Origin of the sequence: Pseudomonas sp. MF6767 (genome assembly GCF_016405475.1) — a bacterium.
Lineage (GTDB): Bacteria > Pseudomonadota > Gammaproteobacteria > Pseudomonadales > Pseudomonadaceae > Aquipseudomonas > Aquipseudomonas paracarnis.
Genome location: NZ_JAEKCY010000002.1, coordinates 521124 through 539930, shown reverse-complemented (window position 1 = coordinate 539930; position 18807 = coordinate 521124). Strand labels below are relative to the sequence as shown.

Here is an 18807-nt window from a genome sequence, read left to right as displayed (position 1 = left end):
GGGGAGCACGGCTCCCCTGCATCAAGCACATCAGCTTTTGCGTCCGCCGCCGTGGCTGTGTTCGCCACCTTTACGCCCGGCTTCGGAAGCTTTTTCACGGTCGTTGGCAAAATTGCCGCCACTGTTCTGGCCGCCTTTGCTGCCCGCCTCGGCGGCGCGTTCGGGGTCATTCTTGAAATTGCCCCCGCTGTTCTGGCCGCCTTTGCTGCCGACTTCAGCGGCGCGCTCGGGATCATTCTTGAAGTTCCCGCCACTGTTTTGGCCACCTTTGCTGCCGATCTCCTGGTAGAACTCTTTGTCATGGGACGCAGAAGTGGCTTCGCCGCCTTTTTTACCGGCTTCGCTGACGCTCATCTGGCCTTGCTTGTCTTGAGTAGTCATGTTCAGTTACCTCGTCGTTATGTCGGTAATGTAACGTTCACTTCGATTGTGCTGGAAACGTGCACTTAGTGGCGTGCGTCAAGCTGCACGGTTATAAGTGCCTTTCACACAAGGGTGGCGTTTTAGATGCACTTATCGTGGCTTCGGCTTGTTCAGCAAGTTGCTGATGTTCGTAACACGCAGACGTATTAGAACGCAGGCCAGTCCTTGCTTTAGTTTGCACTTCTATAATCGGCCTGCGAGCTGGCTCGCCGCGCTGATTATCAATGGACGCACGCATGATGAATGCCCTTTGTTAACGAACGGAACAGCGGTACTGCCCGTGTGGTCAGGACTTACGTCCACCACCATGACTGTTCTGGCCGCCTTTACGCCCGGCTTCCGAGGCTTTCTCGCGGTCGTTGGCGAAGTTGCCGCCAGAGGCCTGTCCACCTTTCTTTCCCGCCTGTGATGCTTTTTCGCGATCATTGGCAAAGTTTCCAGGGTTTTTATTGCTCGTCGTCATAACAATACTCCCAGTTTTGAAATGTCGTTTCGCTAGTTGCCCGTTTATGCAACGGACATCTTTTCTGATAGGGGCAAGTGCGCAGATGTTTTGAAATTTTTTAAAAAGGGCGATGAACGGTAGAGTGGTAGATGAAACTTGTACAGCTAGGCTCAAGAAGTGCCGCTTCGTATAAGTTTTGTCGCGTCGATTGATATTGAATTAATGGCGACCTTAACGATTGGTTTAGCATTCAATACCCTGTTTGATAGTGGTCATTAAAGGCGCTGGCTCCTCTGGCCGGCGCTCAGCCGCACACTCTGTTGCTGCAGCCCGCACAGACTGCTTGTATGCTGGCACTCTGGAACCGGTTGCCCCTGTGAGTACCGACGTTCGAATGATGGCTGGAACGGAAACCGGACTTCCTTAAGGTGCTGACGTGAAGCGTGATACCCGTCTTGTGATGCTGTTGCTGTTGGTGATCGGCTGTTCCCTGACTTCGCTGACGATTTGGAAAGTCCTGTCTTCCCGCGACCGTGCGCTGGCGGAAGTGGATGTGCATGGCTTGAACCTGACCCAGGCCCTTAACACCTATACCGAAGGCATCGTGCGGCAAAGCTCGTTGCTGTTGCTGGGGCTGGTTGAGCGCCTGGAAACCGAAGGCAGTGGGCCGGTGCAAATCCAGCGAATCAGCACGCTGATCAACCTACAGCAGCCGCTGATGCCGCAGCTCAGCGGCATCACCATTTATGATCATCAGGGCCGGTGGCTGCTGTCTTCCAATCGTGCGATTCCGGAGGGCGCCAATAGCAGTGATCGGGCCTATTTCATCCACCATCGCGACGATCCGAGCGCTGAACCTTTTATTGGCCCGCCGATTCAAAGCCGCGCCAACCATGAATGGGTGGTGACCATCAGCCGCCGTTTCAACGACGCGGCCGGCAACTTCGCTGGCGTGGTCGCCGTGACCCTTGGGGTGGAAAACTTTCTGCGGGTATTCGGCAAACTCGATGTGGGCCAGGAGGGCGCCATCGGCCTGTCCTACGCCGACGGCACGTTACTGGTGCGTTACCCCTTCCGCGAGCAGGACATGGGCCGCAACTTTTCCACCTCGCCTATTTATTCCAAGTACCTCGTCGACCAGCCTGTGGGCACTGCGGCCTATACCTCCAGCCTCGACGGGGTTGAGCGGCTCTATGCCTTTCGCAAGAGCGAAACCCTGCCGCTGATCACCACGGTCGCGTTGGGCAAGCACGAAGCCCTTGCGGCGTGGCGCATCGAGGCGGCACTGTCAGCGGTCGTGGTGGCGGGGCTGTTGGGGCTGACGGGGCTGATCGGCTGGTTTCTGATCCTGGATATCCGCAGGCGTACGGCGGCGGAAGAGGCGTTGCGTGTCGCCCAGCAACAGTTGCTCGACTCCAATCGGCAATTGGCGCTATTAGCGAAAAAGGATGCGCTGACCGGCCTCGCCAACCGCCGCTGTTTTGACGAAACGCTGGCGGTGGAAGCGCGCCGGGCGCAGCGCGAGGGTACGTCACTGGCATTGCTGATGCTCGATATCGACCACTTCAAACGCTTCAACGATGCCTTTGGTCACGTCGCGGGAGATGCTTGCTTGCAGGCGGTCAGCACGTTATTGGAAACGTGCGTGCGGCGCCCGTCGGACCTGGTGGCGCGCTATGGCGGAGAAGAAATGGCGGTCATCATGCCCGCGACTGACAGTGCAGGCGCTGCGGTGGTCGCGCAACGCATTCTTTCGCGTCTACAGCAGGAGAACATCACACACCCAGGCAGCCCCTTCGGGCGCGTGAGTGTGAGTATCGGCGTTGCGACGGGCATGGGCTCACGGCTGGAGCCGGTGTTGGGTTTGGTCGAGGCGGCCGATGCAGCGCTTTACGGTGCGAAGGCGGCTGGGCGCAATGGGTTCAACGTGCATCCTGCGCACGTGGCTTCGGGCGGCTGAAACGGCTTTTACCTGGGTATGCGCGGCTCACATCCCAAGCGTCGGGATCATGAGTTCGCCGCACTCCATCAGTTGGCCAGCGGTGACTTGCAGCTGCGGGGTGGGTTTGGCCGCATAGCCTGCGATGAAGCCGGCACTTAGCAGTGCCAGGCAGAGGACGGCTTTTTTCACAAGCATGTGCGGGGTCTCGATCGGTTCAAAAGGGTGAACCACAGATTGTGCGTTCGAGAAAAGGTTCCCGCGTAGCGCAGATGGCGTTCTGCTTTCTGTAGGAGCGAGCTTGCTCGCGAAAAACCTCAACGATAACGCGTGCTCCCTGAATAAGCGCGGCGCCTGTGAGTGTTTCGCGAGCAAGCTCGCTCCTACAAAAGGTATCGTCAGCGAATGAACCTGACGTACACACGTTCAGGGTCGTTATCGTCCAGATTCTCGATCTGCCCGCTGGGAATAAAGCCGGCTTTCGTCAGCAGGGCCTGGGACGCGCCGTTGGAGGCATTGGTCGACGCGAACAGCTTGGGCGTCTTGCAGGCCGCTTCGGCCGCTGCCAGCAGACGAAGGGCGACGCCTTTGCGTTGATACAGCGGTGAAACCACCACCAGCGCTATAAACCCATGGTTGAAAAAATCGTGGGTGAGCACCAGGTAGCCGGCGCACACGTTAGCGTTGGCGGCTACCAGGCATTGCTGGCGAACCACGGCATCATAGATAAACACACGACGGCTGGCATGCTCGGTTGCGTAGGCATCCAGTGCGACCAAGGCATGCACATCGTCGGGGATGGCTTGGCGGATCAGCCAGTGTGGAGCAGCGGGAGGCAGAAGGTATTCAGCCATGGTCGTGGAGCATCCTCTGTTTAAACATTTGCCCCCACGTGCTTGATGACAGTCCCTTGTGCATTGATGACGCTATGCTATCGCCCGCTAGAGGGCGGCGTTATGGATAGCACAGTTATGGGGCGCGAAGGGGTTACGTTTGTTGGCCTGATTGCAGTCGTTGTTTAGAAATGTTTATGTGTTCCAATGGTTATCTCGACTTGCGCAGGAAGCGCATCGGCCGAGGCCATTCAGTCTTTTAACAGATTCATCCCAAGGAGTAACACCATGCAAGGAAGCACATCGCTCAAGTACCTGGCGTTTTCGTTGATCCCGTTGATGGCCGCCTGTACCACGCCCACACGCCAGTCCGCCGTCCTCCCTGCGCCACCCTTGCAGTTCGATAACTGCGCGGTTGGCTGCCCCACCGGCGGCAGCCCAGTGACGTTGAGCCGCCAGGCCTACACGTTGAACAACAACGGTTCGACCAAGTTTGCCAATTGGGTGTCCTACAAGATCACTAAAGCCACCGCGGCCAGCGGGCGTTCCCGTGACTGGCGCACCGACCCGGATATTCCAGCCGGGGAGACCCTGGACCCGGTGGATTACAACGGTGCCAACGTCGCGCTCAAAATCGACCGTGGGCATCAGGCCAACCTGGCGTCAATGGCCGGGGTGGCCGACTGGCAAACGCTCAACTACCTGTCGAACATTACCCCGCAAAAAGCCGAACTCAACCAGGGGCCGTGGGCGCGCCTGGAAGACCAGGAGCGCACTCTCAGCAAGGAGCCAGGCGTCGATCAGGTGTATGTGGCCACCGGGCCGCTGTATGAGCATTTTGTGGGCTCGTTGCCGGGTACGAACAAAGTACACACCATCCCCAGTGGCTATTGGAAAATCATCGTGGTCGGCAGTTCGCCGGAAACGGGTGTGTACGCCTCATTCGTGATGAACCAGGAAACCCCCAAAGGCGCAGACTTCTGCGATTATCAGGTCACCGTGGATCACATCGAAGAGCGCTCGGGGCTGACGTTCTGGAGCACCTTGCCGCAAGCGATGCAAGCCACGCTGAAGGCCAGGCAGGGTCAGTTGCCGAGTCGGATCGGCTGTAGCCGAACCAAAGCCTGACGCCTAGTCGGCACACACCAACGAGGGCCTGCGGCTGTTGTTCTTGCCCAGGCGCTCATGCGTGGCGACGTCTGTGGCCTGTTCACGCAGTGCGTCTTCGAGCGCTTGCAAATGCTTGGAAAGGATTTTCACCGACCCACTCGGGTTGGCGGGGTCGAAGGGGATCCGACCGTTGGCAATCAGCACCATGGCCAGTTCCCACGCGCGTTGTGAGTCGTTCATGACAGGGATTCCTTCTTCAGCGTGATCGATATAGAGCTGTGACCCGCTGCCAGCGCCCGGGTATCAACTGGGTTGCTGCCGAAATTTCGATCATTTCACCGATTCAGCGGCGCTGGAACCATCATCTTTTTAGATGGTGGCCGGGACGCGTCGAAAGAATGAACCTGAGCGGCACGGTGCTCACCTAATCCGTATGAATCGGTCGTTTCCCATTCACTGTTCCGAGGGGCAACCATGGACTCTGTACTGCGGGCTGTGGCGATTTACCTGGTGCTGCTGGTGCTGTTCAAAGTTGCCGGCAGGCGCACGCTGGCCGAGCTCACCACCTTTGACCTGGTTTTGTTGATGGTCATCGGCGAAGCCACCCAGCAGGCGTTGCTGGGCGAAGATTTCTCAATGACCAACGCCGTGCTGGTCATCGCTACCCTGATTGCCATCGACATTGGCTTCTCGCTGGCCAAGCAGCGTTCAGCCTGGTTCGCGCGGGTGCTCGATGGCGGGCCGACGGTGCTGGTCGAGCAGGGCCAGGTGCTGCATAAACGGCTCAAGCATGCGCGGCTGGACGAGGGTGACATTCTTGAGGCGGCCCGGTCCACCCAAGGGCTTGTCGAGCTCAAGCAGATCCGCTTCGCGATTCTTGAGCGCAACGGCAAGATCTCGGTGATCCCGTTTGATTGATACGCGGCCCCCATTCGTCAGCCAAGGGTCTGTTTTTTGAACGCACGCGCCTCTGTACCAGACAGATAGATCATGGGCGGACGAATGTTGCTGTCGTCACGCGGATATCACTCACTCGCCAGCAGGTGAACCTTCATGAAGAAGCTTTATATGTGCCTGGGCCTGTGCAGCGCATTCATGCTGCACGGCTGTTTTGACAACGCCGACAACGCCACTAAAGACAACAACAGTGGCACCCAGTCGTCGGTGCAGATGCAGGAAGGTAAGGCGGACGAAAATAAATAGCGCGGCCTTGTAGCCGACGCTTATCTACCTGAATGCTCATCGCCCAAATGTGCGAGCTGGCTTGCCTGCGATGTAAACACCTCGGTTCATCAGGAAAACCGAGTCGATGCATTCGCAGGCAAGCCAGCTCCCACAGTTGATCGCGACCGATCAGCGCATATGCAGGATGATCGGGCTACTGCTCGCCGGGTCGGTATGCCCACGCAACTTGCCCACGGCCTTCGCATCGACCGCACCGCCGTGGTTGCCCCAGGTACCGCGCACGTAGCTCAGCACGTCGGCGATTTCCGAGTCGGACAATTGCTCCCGGAACGCTGGCATGCGGTAGGCATCCGGCAGGCCGGCGGTGATCACGCGCTGTGAGCCATTGAGCGTGATGTTGATCGCGGACGCATCTTCCTTGGCCAGGGCCGAGGTAGCGCCGGCCAGAGGCGGCATCCAGTCGGGTTGGCCTTTGCCGTCGAGCCCATGGCAGGAGGCGCAGCGGGTGGCGTACGTGTGAGCACCGGGGACATCCGAGCGCGCCGTTACCGGCTGATATTGCCAGGGGCTGCCGTCACGCTGGGGGTCGCCGGGCAGTGACTTGAGGTAGCGAGCGATCGCGGCCAGGTCATCGTCCTGCATGAACTGCGTGGAGTTGTTGAAGGCTTCGGTCATCGAGCCATAGACCACGGCATGCTGGTTGCGACCGGTCTTGAGGAACTGCACGATCTGTTCCTCACTCCAGCGCCCCAGGCCGGTGTTGTGGTCCTGGCGCAGGCTGGGGGCGTACCAGCCGTCGAGCAGGGCACCGGCCAGGAACGGCGCGCCGGATTCGTCCAGGGCCTTTTCGTTGAACGCCAGCCCCCGTGGCGTGTGGCAACTGCCGCAGTGGCCGGGGCCTTGGACGATATAGGCGCCCCGGTTCCACAGTGCGTCCTGGCCGGGCTTGGCGGCATAGGTCGCGGTCGGTGCAAACACACCGTTCCACAGGGCGATGGGCCAACGCAGGTTGAGCGGCCAGGGAATGTCGCTGGGGATATTAGGCTGGTTGGCCGGTTGCACGCCTTTCATGAAAAACGCGTACAGCGCCTGGATGTCATCGTCGCTGAGCTTCACATAAGACGGGTAGGGCATGGCCGGATAGAGTCGTCGCCCACCCGGTGCTACGCCGTGGCGTACGGCGCGGTCGAAGTCGGCCAGGCTATAGGTGCCGATACCATGCTCGCGGTCGGGGGTGATGTTGGTGGCGTGGATCGCCCCCAGCGGTGTGGCCATTTCCAGGCCACCAGCGAATGGCTGCTTGCCGGCCAGGCTATGGCAGGCCACGCAGTCACTCACTCGCGCGACGTATTCGCCGCGACTGACCAAGGCGGGGTCGAAACTCGTGGCCTGTTGCTGTTCAAAAGGCGAGGCAGGCTCGCGGGTGACGTACCAGGCCAGCAGGCCGGCGGCGACCACGCAGGGCAGCACCAGCCACCCTGCGGTTCTTGCGAATCGGCGGTTATTCATGGGCATTCCCTGTCGGTTAGCTGAAGGTGTAACGGCTCAAAGGCAGACTGCGGATGCGTTGGCCGGTCAGCTGCGCCACGGCATTCGCCACGGCCGGGGCCACAGCCGGCAACGGCGGTTCGCCGATACCGCCCATTTTTTCTCCGCTTTCGACGATCTTCACGTGTACCTGCGCCATACGCGAAGGCGGCAGCACCGGATAAAGGTCGTAGTTGCGCGCCCTTGGCTTGCCATCCACGTATACCGCTTCCTCCAACAAGGTTTGCGACAGTCCCAAGGCCACGGCACCGTTGACTTGCGCTTGCACAATCGCCGGGTTGACGATGCTGCCCGGGTCAATCGCTTCCCAGATGTGATGAACCTTGACCTGGCCGTTCTCGATCGACACCTCGGCCACCACCGCTGCATGGGAGCCAAACGGCGAGGCCATGGCTACGCCGCGTGCACGGCGGGTGCCGTCTTCGGCGGTGTAGGGCCCACGCTTCCAACCGCCAGACAGCTCGGCGGCCGCTTGCAGCAGGGTGGTCAGGCGCGGGTTGTCGCGCAGCAGGTGCAGGCGCAGTTCATAGGGATCATGGCCGCCTTTGTCGGCCAGTTCGTCCAGGAAGGCTTCGTAGAAAAAGTCATTGAGCGAGTTACCCACCGAGCGCCAATAACCGAGCATGGCCGGGCCTTTGACGTAAATCTGCGCGATGCGTTTGTTGGGTATCGCGTAGCTCTTGCCCGACAACCCTTCCAGGGCAGTAGGGTCGATGGCGTCGCCCTGTTTGCCGGCGATGGCTTCGGTGGGGCCTTCGGTGGCGCTCACCGCTTCGATGGCTACGGGCAGGCCTTTGTCATCCAGCGCGGCGCGGAACTTGACCACGGCGACCGGGCGCAATACATCGCGCACGAATTCTTCTTCACGGCTCCAGATCAGCTTGATCGGCCGGCCCACCGCCTTTGCCAACGCGATGGCTTGCGGGTAAGGATTTGCCGAGTCATACAGGAAATGCCGGCCGAAAAAGCCGCCCAGCAGCGGCGAGTGCAGGGTGACTTGCTCAATGCTCAGACCGGTGCGCTTGGCAATGTCGGCACGGAACATATCCGGCGCCTGATTAGGCAGCCACACCTCCAGTGTGCCGTCGGGGTTAAAGCGTGCCAGGGCTGAAGGCGGTTCCAACTGGGCATGGTTGAGGTACTGGTTGTGGTAGGTGGCTTCGACGCGGGTCTTGGCGCTGGCCAGTGCACCGGCCACATCGCCTTCGTTTTCGTCATCGCGGGCCGGGCCCTGCTGGGCGGCGAGGAAGTCGCGGTACTTGTCGCTGGAGAAATCCGCTGGCATGGCCCGCACGGTGGAGTCGGCGGCGGCTTCAAGCCACTCCACCTGGATGGCTTCGACGGCCCGCTTGGCATGCCACCAACGTTCAGCTACCACAGCTACGGCGCCGGGCAGGGTGTGAACCGAATGCACGCCTTTCATGGCTTGCACCTGCGCCTGGTTGCGCAGGCTGCCCACGGTCATGCCCAGGCGTGGCGCATGCTGGACGGCGGCATGGAGCATGCCGTCGATTTTCAGGTCGATGGTGTACTGCGCCTTGCCGGTGGATTTGTCATAGGCATCCAGGCGCTTGACCGGCTTGCCGATCCAGCGGAACTGGCTCGGGTCGCGCAGGGTGATGCTGGCCGGGTCGGGCACCGGCATATCCAGGGCGGCACCTGCCAATTCGCCGTAGCCCAGGGAGCGACCGGAAGCGGCGTGCACCACGCGACCGGGCTGGGTGGTCAGCTCGCTGAGGGGTACGCGCAGTTGCTCGGCGCCGGCCTGCATCAGCATCGCGCGGGCGAGGGCGCCGAGGCGCCGCATGGTCGGGTAGCTCATGCGCACCGACATGCTGCCGCCGGTGATGCGCATGCCATTTTCCATCACCACGTAGGCTTCGCCGGGCGGGGCCGCTTCGACGATGAACGTGGCCGGGTCGGCATCCAATTCTTCACCGACGATCTGCGCCATGGCGGTGTGGGTACCTTGGCCGCCTTCCATGAAGGGGCTGAGCAGGCGCACGCTGCCGTCTGGGCGAATCTCCAGGAAGGCGGGTACCTGGGTTCCACGCTCAGCGGCCGCGCCGGTCGCGGCTTGCACGCGGGAGGTGCCCAGCGGCAAGCCGAAGCCGATCACCAGCGCGCCCACCGCGGTGCTGGCCAGGAAGCGGCGACGGGACAGGTTGATCGGTTCGCCCAGGGTAACGCCGGGAATGATCTCGGTGGTGTTCATCAGGCGGTCTCCTTCCCGGCGGCCAAGGCATCCATGGCGGCATGGATCGCGTTGTAGGTGCCGCAACGGCAGAGGTTCACCATCGCCGCGTCGATCTGCGCCTTGGTCGGCGCGGGGGTATGTTTGAGCAGCGCGGTGGCCGCCATCACCTGCCCGGACTGGCAGTAACCGCATTGCGCTACTTGATGTTCGACCCAGGCCGCCACCACACGCTTGCCCACGTCATCGGCCTCCACGGCCTCGATGGTGGTGATCTCGCGACCGACCACGCCCGCCACAGGCGTCACGCAGGCGCGCACCACATTGCCGTCCACCAGCACCGAACAGGCGCCGCACTGGGCCAGGCCGCAGCCGTATTTGGTGCCGGTCATGCCCAGGTTATCGCGGATCACCCACAACAACGGGGTGTCGGCTTCGGCATCGACCTGATAGGCCTTTTGGTTGATACGTAATTCCATGCGGGCTCACCTGCTGATCATCGGTTGGTGGTGCTTTTTCTTATCAGGGGCGTGCGCGGTGGCATGCCCTGGTGTCGCTCATGGGCGACGGGTTATGGCGGCGGGGTTGAGAACCGGTTTCATCTTGGCCACGCGCGCATGGTTGGACTCTAGACCACGGCGCAAGGGGTATCTATCCCGGTAGGCGATAAGTCGGAGGATCAGGCAAGTATTCGCGAGGATTGAGCGATAGAAGCAGTGGCTGATCCGAGATTTTGACTGATGTGCCGTGATCTTCTGTGGGAGCTGGCTTGCCTGCGATGACGCCCTGACAGCCGACGCCTATCTACCTGACACCCCAACGATCCAACTGTGGGAGCGGGCTTGCTCGCGAAGGCGGCCTGACAGGCGACACAGTTGGATTGTGTACATATCCATTGCTGTGGTAACGGCCACTTAGGGTTCCGCCTGACGGCGGGTCACTTTGGAAAAGAGCCCCAAAGTAACCAAAGGGCTCTTGCCCCACCACTCGGCACCTCGCCCAGGCTCGGTGTGCCCGAACGCAGGCTTGAATCCGTGGGCCGCCGCCACGCGCCATCCATGGCGCGGGGCGGCTAACCCGGCGTCCTGCCGGGTTACCCACGAATTCAAGCCTGCGTTCGGCCAGCGTGGTTTAACGGGGCGCCTAAGATCAAAAGCCAGATCAAGATCACAAGCAGATCAAGATCAAGAGCGGCTCGCTTCGCATCGTGGATACCCATGCTTTCGCATGGTCTATTCACACAATCCCATCAATCAGAATATGCGGCTGCCCGCGGCTGCAGCGCTCGATGGGTGCCTGTACCTGGTCGGCAAAGCGCAGTGCCTGGTTCAGATCATGCAGTGCGATAAACACAATCACCTCGCGTTTGCGCGCCAGGGTGCGCATGAAATCCAGTACTTGTACTTGGCGATGTCTATCGAGGGCGCTGGTGGGTTCGTCCATCAGCAGTACGTCTGGGTCGCGTACCTTGCAGCTGTCGGCGACGGTGGATTTTTAATCCTTGAGCCTAGCGGAACCCTCCCGAGAGCTTGTCTTTCAGGTAGCTGACCAACGCACTCACCGACTTGGGCACATGGGGCGAGTAGGGCCGTATCAGATAGATCTCATCGGCAAACGCGCCTTTGAGTGTCCAGTCCTTCAATACCTGCACCACTTTGCCAGCCGCCAGCGCCGCCTGGGCGCTGAAGTCCGGGAGCAGGGCGATGCCCAGGTGGTTGAGTGCGGCGTCGCGCAAGGCTTCGCTGTTATTGGTGGCGAAGCTGCCGGCGATGGGCACGGTGAGGCGCTCGAGGGGTTGGCTGCCGCGTTCGAAGGTCCAGGCGGGCTGGTCGGTGCCGCGTGGGTAAAACAGGCAGTTGTGGGCCGACAGGTCGCCCGGCTCGCGGGGTTCACCGTGGTGTTGCAGGTAATCATGGGTGGCGACCAGTACCGAGTTGGTGTCGCACAGTTTCCACGCCACGTGGGTTTCGGGCACCTGGAAGCCGTGGCGCACCGCCAGGTCGTAACCCTCGGCGGCCAGTGAGCTCAAGGCATCGGAGACGTCCAGTTGAATACGCACCTGGGGGTACTGCTGCAAAAAGCCGGACAGGTGCGGCACCAGTTGTTGCCGGGCGAAGGCCACGGGGGCGGTCAGGCGCACCAGCCCGCGTATTTCCCCGACCGAGTCGCGCACCGAGGAAAAACTGCGGGCGATCTGCGCATAGGCGCTGCGCACTTCGCGGGCCAATGACAGCCCTGCATCGGTCAGCCGCACGCTGCGGGTGGTGCGCGTCACCAGCCGCGTGCCGGTGGCCTTTTCCAGGTCGGAAATGCGCTGGCTCACCGCTGACTTGCTCACCCCCAGGCGCGCGGCGGCGGCGGTGTAGGTGCCTTGTTCCTCCAGCACTGACAGCCAGTGAATGTGGGTCCACAGCCCTTCGATCTCAGCCTTTTCCATGGGTGTATTGTTCGCATATAAGGACAATAAGTTCTGGATTCTGCTCTGGTTCGGAACAAAGTGAAAGCATATCGTGTGGACCAACGCTACCCACCTGGATCGACTGCCATGACTGCAACCATCGAGCACTACATCAACGACCAGCGCGTCAGCCGCGATGACCGTTATCAGGACGTCTACAACCCGGCCACCGGTGAAGTCACCGCCCGTGTGGCCCTGGCCAGCCGCCAGACCGTGGCCGAAGCCGTCGCCGCCGCCCAGGCCGCGTTTGCCGGCTGGGCCGACACCCCGCCGATCCGTCGCGCCCGCGTGTTGTTCGAGTACCTGCATCTGCTGCGCGAACGCAAGGACGACCTGGCGCGCATCATCGTCGCCGAGCACGGCAAGGTGTTCACCGATGCCCAGGGCGAAGTCGACCGTGGCATCGACATTCTCGAATTTGCCTGCGGCATTCCCAACCTGCTCAAGGGCGAACACTCCGACCAGGTCTCCCGTGGCATGGACAACTGGACGATGCGCCAGCCGTTGGGCGTGGTCGCCGGCGTGACGCCGTTCAACTTCCCGGTGATGGTACCGATGTGGATGTACCCCATCGCCATTGCGGCGGGTAACACCTTTATCCTCAAGCCCAGCCCGACTGACCCAAGCGCGTCGCTGTTCATGGCCGAGCTGCTGCATGAAGCCGGCCTGCCCAAAGGTGTGTTCAACGTGGTGCAGGGGGATAAAGAGTCGGTGGACGCGCTGATCGAACACCCGGACGTCAAGGCCGTGAGCTTCGTCGGCTCCACGCCGATTGCCCAGTACATCTACGAGAGCGGCGCCCGCAACGGCAAGCGCGTGCAAGGCCTGGGCGGGGCGAAAAACCATATGGTGGTGATGCCCGACGCCGATATCGAACGCACCGTGGACGCGCTGATGGGCGCCGCCTACGGCAGTGCCGGCGAGCGCTGCATGGCGATCTCGGTGGCGGTGCTGGTAGGCGACGTGGGTGACAAAGTCATTGCCGCCTTGACCGAACGCGCCAAATTGCTGCGCATCACCGATGGCCGCGATCTCAAAGCCGAGATGGGCCCGATCGTGTCGCGGGCCGCGCTGGAACGCATTAGTGGCTACATTGAGCAGGGTGTACAAGCGGGCGCGCAGTTGCTGCTCGATGGCCGTGACTACGTCCCCACCGAACCCGGCCTGGAAAATGGCTTCTGGCTCGGCGCGACCTTGTTCGACCACGTAACCCAGGACATGAGCATCTACCGCGAAGAAATCTTCGGCCCGGTGCTGGCCTGTGTACGGGTCAACGATTTTGCCGAGGCAGTGAAGCTGGTCAACGACCACGAGTTCGGCAACGGCGTCAGCTGCTTCACCCGCGATGGCAACATTGCTCGTGAGTTTGCGCGGCGCATCGAAGTGGGCATGGTCGGTGTCAATGTGCCGATCCCGGTGCCTATGGCCTGGCACGGGTTTGGTGGCTGGAAGAAGAGCCTGTTCGGCGACATGCATGCCTACGGCACCGAGGGTGTACGTTTTTACACCAAGCAGAAGTCGATCATGCAGCGCTGGTCGGAGAGCATCGAGCAGGGCGCGGAGTTTGCGATGCCGGTGTCGAGATAATCGGTACAGCCAAATTACTGAAATTTACCTTGGCGCCCGTTTCCGGGCGCTCCTTGCACAAGCAGGCAAGATGTTACAGCCTAGCCTTACCATTGGTCATAGGCTGTAACGTCGCCCTCCTGATTGCTGGCGTGCGGTACGCTCGATCAAGTACCACGAACTTTGTCTGTCAAGAATATCTAAGTAAAGCATGTCACGAATCTGTCCCGCAGAAAGGTACCCGTTTCTGATTTCATCAGGGGTAGGCGCAACTGCCTCGAGGACAGCTCGAGGATTGATGCCCTGCCGACGAAGACTTGATGGTAAAACACCGGGCTCGTTCCCGGCCCAGATTCGCCTCACCGCACTGATATAGTTGGGAGCACGTTCTGGTGCTACCGGTAAGGCGTGTAGTGCAGGGCGAGAGTGAGTGACCACTGCCTGATTCATTTGGCGTGAAGTAGCAGACAAGTTGGCCAAGGCTCTGCCGGGCAATTGATTGAAAATATTTTCCAGCACATGTTCCGGCATGCCGCTCAAGGTAGCATTCGGTCCGCCCCTCAGCGCTCCTCCTTGCACTTCCAACCTGGGTACCCCTCCTGCTGACTGCAGGTTTTGCTGCCAACGACCCACAAATTGACCCAGTTTCGCTGCGGCTTTCCAGGCGAGAGGCGCCAATGCGGTGACGCCTGAGGCTATTCCTGTGGCAAAGGACAGTGCACCCAGTATGGACGCGGCTTCGGAATTACCCGAAGCCTCCAGTAGAAACGAAGCGACACCGGTGGTGGTCGCTACCACTCCCAGTGCCATTGACGTTACCGCCAATGCGCCACTTGTCGTGAGTGCCGCCAGCCCACCCGCCATTACTCCGGCAACGACGGGCGCCGCTGTTCCGAATGAGGCGGCCGTCGCTAGTACGCCTATCAACAACCCTGCGCCAGCCAAGAACCATTTCCAGAAGCTATGCCCATCCGGGTCGACTCGGTTGAGCGGGTCACCGGCGCAATAGGCGTAACGGTTGAGTCCACCCCTACCGAATGGACTTTCATTGTCGGGTGCCAAGAACATCATAAGGTGAGGGTCGTAGGGTCGATAGCTGCCCAGCAAATAGCCACCTTCTACCAGTCCACGGGGCTCTCCGGCGTAGCCTAGGCGGCTTTTTCCGCTGCCCATGTCCGCCCCATGGGCGGTGTAGCGCACGCGGCGGATCTGCTGATCGTTTTCAACCTGCACCGTGCCTTGACCATCGCAGCCTGTCAGCAAGACCTCGCGTACAGCCTGGGCCATCGTATTCTGGGCAAACACGAAGGTGTCGTCGCGTAGTAACGATAATGCGTCGTCCGACCGGGAGCCGCGTGTACTGATCAGCCGATCACCCTGATAGAACCAGAGCGTCTTAACCCCATTCTGTGTAGTTTGCGTGGCTCTGCCCAGCGGGTCGTATTGATAATCGTATTGACCGTTGCCGCTGATCACTGCGCTGAGTCGCCCCTCTGCGTCCCATTTCAGCTCGCGGCCAAGACCGTCGCGTACCAGACGCCCATCGGCGTCGTACTCCAACGTCAGTGTCTGGGGGGCAGGGTAGGTATGTGTGATGGTAATGGGGCGGTCGGGGGCGGCGCAGTCGTAGGTGAACACCATGACATCGCAATTGCCGTCCGTATAGGTCGTGGTGACTTGTTCGTAGCCGTCCAGGGCGTTAAACGTGAACGTTTGCTGGCTTATAGGCTGGCCGGTGCGCGGATCTTCGGGGCCCTCAGGGCCAGTCACCGATACTTCTACCAGCCTTGCACGCGCGTCATATTGAAATACCTCTTCGCTCAGCAGGTGGTTTTCTTCCTGCCAACGGCGGCTCGCCAGTTGGTCGCGCCCTGTCCACGTCAAAGTCTGGGTCAGTTGACGATGGTTATCGCCGACCCAGGTACGTGAAACTTCCCGTTCAAACTCATCATAGTGGAGGATCTGTTTGAGAGACTGGGTAGGACCTTGTGTGATGTATTGGCTGACGCGGCCGAATGTGTCGTAGGTAATTTGCAGTTCAACAGCTCCCAGCACCTGGCGCTCCGGACGGCCGTAAACGTCATAGAACGTTTGGTGTTCTGCGCCGTTGGAATCCGTAAACGACACGTGCCGTCCCTCCAATGAGTGCGTCCAATCCGTGCTATGCACTTGACCGTCCAGGCACAACTGTTCGGACAATAAGCGCCCGTTATTGGAGTACTGCCAAGTCAATGTGCCGAAGGGGCTCTGTGCTTGTGTTATCTGGCCGGACTTGAAGTCGTATTGAAAAGTGCTGTCCTGACTATCGCCGGGCGACAGTCGGGTCAATTGATTTTCAAGCATCGGTTCATAGGCATATGCCATGGAACGACCACTGCTGCTGGTTCGAGAGGCGGGTAGCTTCTGACCCTCGTTATAGTTGAGACATTCCTTGCGGCTACCGATGGTGCGGCTGACTGGACGACCGATGCCATCATAGGTCTGCTTGCCTAGTGGCAAGGGTGTGAGGCCGATGGGTTTCAACGTAATGCTAACCGGATGATCCGCATCGCTATGCGGGGCGAATGCCCACTCAACCTCGCTGCCGTCTTGCAACCGACGGCGGGTAATACGTCCATATACATCGTAGTGCGTCTGCGTCTGCACACTGGTCTCGCCCGGCACGTTGACCGTATGGGACAAGGGACGATGAAGCCCGTCGTGGGTCCAGGTTTCACTGCGCAGTATTTCATCGTTGCGAGCAAGCGACGTCATGCTGAGCACCTCGCCGGCACTGCCGCGTACTATCCGGGTTTTCGCAGTCACCAGGCCGTCCCGGCTTTCTCGCCAAATGTCGCTTGTCAGTGTGATGGGGTTGGCTTGAGTGTGCTCGAGCGTGCCGTCCGGGTATCTGATCGTGCTCACTTGGCCCCAGTCATCGAACTCATAACTGGTGGTGAGACTCAACGACTGTTCCCTTCCGGCAAACCAGTCCTGAGTGGTCTCTTGTAACAACTGTCCTTCGACGTTATAAACGCCTCGCCAGGTTTCCCGAAAGACCTGGCCGGTGATCAGGTCGTCACGCCGCTCCTCGCGCACTCGGCGCCCGGCGCCATCGAGATAGATACGTCTTTGCTGGCCTGCCAGATCGGTTTCTTCTGCCATGACGGCGTGTTGGCGATAGCGGCCCGCGAGCACATAGCGACACGTGGCGCTGGCTTCGAACTCAGTTCCGGGTGCTACCGTGCTGCGAATGACACGACCCAGGGCGTCATATTCATAAAGGGTTTCCAAACCCTCTTCGCGATTGCTTAGCGTCAACCCCAAAAGACTGTCCCGGGTGACGTGTTCGGTTGATGTATAGCTACCGTCATGGCCGGTAACCCTAATGTGGGTCGTCAGTGCGGTGGCGGTCAGAGTCCGATGGTAATCGGTGGTGGTGATGAGTCCTTGAATCTGCGTCTGTGATTGAGTCACCTGGGCGAAGAAAGGACTGTCGACGACGGTGTCATAACGCTGGGTGGTGTGACCGATCAGAACCAGGCCATCTGCGGTGACGCTAAACGCCTCTTCCGACACGACGACCCACTGCAAGTGATCATCCGATTGGCGTCGCGGCAGCTGTTCATATCGGTAGTGCGTTTGCGTTATCGGCGCGCCGCCCGTTCCGCCAGAGTTTACGGATGCGGGCGTCACGATATGGTGTTGTATCCAGCGGACAAACATTTCCGTGTCGGCAACATCCTGCGTGCCACCCAACGGGTAATAAACCCACTGCTCCACTCGGCCATCGGCATGGCGCTGTTCAAGGGTATTACCGTAATTGTCGTAGGTTGTTTGAGAGGTCTCTTCGCGCGCATCTTGCGCGTCTTCGTAGCGCTTGGTGACTTGAGTGGGTAGCTGACACCAGGCTGGCTGAGCCTCCCAGCCCAGCGTCGGATCCTCACCATAGTCGGTGGTTGTCGTCACTGTCTTGCCGTTGCGCTGCACACGCTCTCGTGTCAGCAGATGGAATCGGTTCCAGGTCCGCTCGGTTTCTGACAGCACTAGCCCGGTGTCGCTGTGCAACGTCTCCAGGCATGTATAGCTATACGACTCGGTGCGATAGAGATTGTCTTCTCCATCACGCCAGCCTCCTGGCAGGTCGGCGCCGTTACCGAGGAAGTTGGTGCTGCCCACCCATGTATAGGTTCGCGAGTTCGCAGGTTGACCCGCCCCAGGATCATGCCGATGCGCTGTCACGCGGGGCAGCGAGGATAAAGGCGCGCCGGGTGGAAGTTGGTGGCCCTCGGTACCGGTGGCATACCACACCTCATCCTCGCTGCCCAAGGGGCCAGTCAGTCTGACGGGAAACAGCAATCCGTCGTGCTCGTCATAACTGAAGGTCCAGCGGCTGTCGTTGTCCGGCAGGATCAGTGTGCTGAGTTGGTCGCCGCTCAGGTGTAGCCTGTAGACACTTTTGGCGGCATCGTCTGGAAAAAGTTGAATCTGGAACTCGTCGATGGTGTCCCGAACAACTCGCAGCACCGCGCGCTGTTCATCGCGAATTTCAGCGAGGACATAACGCCCACTGCCATGGGGCAACCAGTCCAGAAATACCTGGCGCCCTTCAGCAGAGCGTATTTCCTGGGGCAGGGCCAAGCCGCTGTCGCCCTGAACGACCAGCCACTGGGTTTCGCCATCTTTGTACTCGACGCGAAAGCGGCGGCCGTCCGGTCCTTCCTGAATCACGCGGAAATTCAATAGCTTCTGGTCGATGAATACCAATTGACCTTGGTCGACGAATGTCGTCGCTTGACGATCGAGGCTGAAGCTTTCTCCCGTCGTCAACTGCAAGCGCCCGGCGGGCAAGTCCAGTTCAGACATTGCCAGCATCCAGCCACGCCCGAATCCAAAATCTGTGTGGGACGACAGTGGGCTGAACAGCAACCTGAACGACACGGAAGGGCCGGACTGATGATTGGCCTGGAGTTCCGGCAGGGCGATGTGGAGAGTGAGCTGGCCGGTGCGAGCATCGACGCCGTTGCTGACGTGACTCAGGAAATTACCGGCCTGTGTGTAAAGACCGCCTGTTTTCAAGTGGATTGAAGAAGCGCTGTCCATGCCCGAAACTCCTGATGATGAGAG

15 protein-coding genes and 1 pseudogene are annotated in these 18807 nt (G+C 60.2%); 5 read left to right on the top strand and 11 right to left on the bottom strand.

Annotated features, from left to right (window positions below):
• Positions 1 to 30 precede the first annotated feature (30 nt).
• The gene (locus JFT58_RS05535; RefSeq protein ID WP_054895695.1) at positions 31 to 381 is read right to left on the bottom strand and encodes a general stress protein; all 351 of its coding nucleotides are present in this window, start codon (positions 379 to 381) and stop codon (positions 31 to 33) included.
• A gap of 328 nt (positions 382 to 709) precedes the next feature.
• Entirely contained in the window at positions 710 to 886 is a 177-nt protein-coding gene (locus JFT58_RS05530) for a general stress protein (protein ID WP_003190478.1), read from the bottom strand.
• Positions 887 to 1304: 418 nt separating this feature from the next.
• On the opposite strand from JFT58_RS05530, the gene JFT58_RS05525 reads away from it, so the two are divergent.
• On the top strand, positions 1305 to 2828 hold the full coding sequence (locus JFT58_RS05525) for a sensor domain-containing diguanylate cyclase (protein ID WP_054895694.1): 1524 nt from the start codon (positions 1305 to 1307) through the stop codon (positions 2826 to 2828).
• A 27-nt stretch (positions 2829 to 2855) separates the two neighbouring features.
• Here the strand turns inward: JFT58_RS05525 and JFT58_RS05520 are convergent, their stop codons facing one another.
• Both JFT58_RS05520 and JFT58_RS05515 read right to left on the bottom strand, forming a co-directional pair.
• The gene (locus JFT58_RS05520) at positions 2856 to 3005 is read right to left on the bottom strand and encodes a hypothetical protein (RefSeq protein ID WP_019821496.1); all 150 of its coding nucleotides are present in this window, start codon (positions 3003 to 3005) and stop codon (positions 2856 to 2858) included.
• A 200-nt stretch (positions 3006 to 3205) separates the two neighbouring features.
• On the bottom strand, positions 3206 to 3661 hold the full coding sequence (locus JFT58_RS05515; protein WP_054895693.1) for a GNAT family N-acetyltransferase: 456 nt from the start codon (positions 3659 to 3661) through the stop codon (positions 3206 to 3208).
• Between the two features lie 267 nt (positions 3662 to 3928).
• Between JFT58_RS05515 and JFT58_RS05510 the strand changes: the two genes are divergently transcribed.
• A complete protein-coding gene (locus JFT58_RS05510) occupies positions 3929 to 4768 on the top strand; it encodes a DNA/RNA non-specific endonuclease (protein WP_054895692.1) in 840 nt (279 codons plus the stop codon).
• 3 nt (positions 4769 to 4771) lie between these two features.
• On the opposite strand, the gene JFT58_RS05505 is transcribed toward JFT58_RS05510, so the two are convergent.
• Entirely contained in the window at positions 4772 to 4990 is a 219-nt protein-coding gene (locus JFT58_RS05505) for a hypothetical protein (RefSeq protein ID WP_054895691.1), read from the bottom strand.
• 234 nt (positions 4991 to 5224) lie between these two features.
• On the opposite strand from JFT58_RS05505, the gene JFT58_RS05500 reads away from it, so the two are divergent.
• Positions 5225 to 5668, top strand: coding sequence for a DUF421 domain-containing protein (locus tag JFT58_RS05500; RefSeq protein ID WP_034127111.1), 444 nt, complete (start codon positions 5225 to 5227; stop codon positions 5666 to 5668).
• A 135-nt stretch (positions 5669 to 5803) separates the two neighbouring features.
• Positions 5804 to 5953 (top strand): hypothetical protein, encoded by a 150-nt coding sequence (locus JFT58_RS05495; protein WP_164919367.1) that lies wholly within the window; start codon positions 5804 to 5806, stop codon positions 5951 to 5953.
• Between the two features lie 150 nt (positions 5954 to 6103).
• Here JFT58_RS05495 and JFT58_RS05490 read toward each other — a convergent pair whose 3' ends face one another.
• The 5 genes and pseudogenes from JFT58_RS05490 to JFT58_RS05470 all read right to left on the bottom strand — a co-directional run bounded on the left by JFT58_RS05490 (position 6104) and on the right by JFT58_RS05470 (position 12114).
• Complete coding sequence (locus tag JFT58_RS05490; RefSeq protein ID WP_054895690.1) at positions 6104 to 7444, bottom strand: c-type cytochrome; 1341 nt, start codon at positions 7442 to 7444, stop codon at positions 6104 to 6106.
• Positions 7445 to 7460: 16 nt separating this feature from the next.
• Complete coding sequence (locus JFT58_RS05485; protein WP_054895689.1) at positions 7461 to 9698, bottom strand: xanthine dehydrogenase family protein molybdopterin-binding subunit; 2238 nt, start codon at positions 9696 to 9698, stop codon at positions 7461 to 7463.
• Positions 9698 to 10156 (bottom strand): (2Fe-2S)-binding protein, encoded by a 459-nt coding sequence (locus JFT58_RS05480; RefSeq protein ID WP_014718046.1) that lies wholly within the window; start codon positions 10154 to 10156, stop codon positions 9698 to 9700. Before JFT58_RS05480 ends, JFT58_RS05485 begins: the two co-directional genes overlap by 1 nt.
• A 757-nt stretch (positions 10157 to 10913) precedes the next feature.
• Positions 10914 to 11144 (bottom strand): annotated as a pseudogene (locus tag JFT58_RS05475) (ABC transporter ATP-binding protein); the annotation flags it as partial.
• A gap of 40 nt (positions 11145 to 11184) precedes the next feature.
• On the bottom strand, positions 11185 to 12114 hold the full coding sequence (locus JFT58_RS05470; RefSeq protein WP_054895687.1) for a LysR family transcriptional regulator: 930 nt from the start codon (positions 12112 to 12114) through the stop codon (positions 11185 to 11187).
• 108 nt (positions 12115 to 12222) lie between these two features.
• On the opposite strand from JFT58_RS05470, the gene JFT58_RS05465 reads away from it, so the two are divergent.
• Positions 12223 to 13722 (top strand): CoA-acylating methylmalonate-semialdehyde dehydrogenase, encoded by a 1500-nt coding sequence (locus tag JFT58_RS05465; protein ID WP_198834313.1) that lies wholly within the window; start codon positions 12223 to 12225, stop codon positions 13720 to 13722.
• Between the two features lie 96 nt (positions 13723 to 13818).
• Here the strand turns inward: JFT58_RS05465 and JFT58_RS05460 are convergent, their stop codons facing one another.
• Entirely contained in the window at positions 13819 to 18783 is a 4965-nt protein-coding gene (locus JFT58_RS05460) for an RHS repeat-associated core domain-containing protein (RefSeq protein WP_054895685.1), read from the bottom strand.
• Between the last annotated feature and the right edge of the window lie 24 nt (positions 18784 to 18807).

Coding starts and splice junctions, on each gene's coding strand:
- JFT58_RS05535 (WP_054895695.1), bottom strand. CDS start 381: ATGACTACTCAAGACAAGCAAGGCCAGATGAGCGTCAGCGAAGCCGGT.
- JFT58_RS05530 (WP_003190478.1), bottom strand. CDS start 886: ATGACGACGAGCAATAAAAACCCTGGAAACTTTGCCAATGATCGCGAA.
- JFT58_RS05520 (WP_019821496.1), bottom strand. CDS start 3,005: ATGCTTGTGAAAAAAGCCGTCCTCTGCCTGGCACTGCTAAGTGCCGGC.
- JFT58_RS05515 (WP_054895693.1), bottom strand. CDS start 3,661: ATGGCTGAATACCTTCTGCCTCCCGCTGCTCCACACTGGCTGATCCGC.
- JFT58_RS05510 (WP_054895692.1), top strand. CDS start 3,929: ATGCAAGGAAGCACATCGCTCAAGTACCTGGCGTTTTCGTTGATCCCG.
- JFT58_RS05505 (WP_054895691.1), bottom strand. CDS start 4,990: ATGAACGACTCACAACGCGCGTGGGAACTGGCCATGGTGCTGATTGCC.
- JFT58_RS05500 (WP_034127111.1), top strand. CDS start 5,225: ATGGACTCTGTACTGCGGGCTGTGGCGATTTACCTGGTGCTGCTGGTG.
- JFT58_RS05495 (WP_164919367.1), top strand. CDS start 5,804: ATGAAGAAGCTTTATATGTGCCTGGGCCTGTGCAGCGCATTCATGCTG.
- JFT58_RS05490 (WP_054895690.1), bottom strand. CDS start 7,444: ATGAATAACCGCCGATTCGCAAGAACCGCAGGGTGGCTGGTGCTGCCC.
- JFT58_RS05485 (WP_054895689.1), bottom strand. CDS start 9,698: ATGAACACCACCGAGATCATTCCCGGCGTTACCCTGGGCGAACCGATC.
- JFT58_RS05480 (WP_014718046.1), bottom strand. CDS start 10,156: ATGGAATTACGTATCAACCAAAAGGCCTATCAGGTCGATGCCGAAGCC.
- JFT58_RS05470 (WP_054895687.1), bottom strand. CDS start 12,114: ATGGAAAAGGCTGAGATCGAAGGGCTGTGGACCCACATTCACTGGCTG.
- JFT58_RS05465 (WP_198834313.1), top strand. CDS start 12,223: ATGACTGCAACCATCGAGCACTACATCAACGACCAGCGCGTCAGCCGC.
- JFT58_RS05460 (WP_054895685.1), bottom strand. CDS start 18,783: ATGGACAGCGCTTCTTCAATCCACTTGAAAACAGGCGGTCTTTACACA.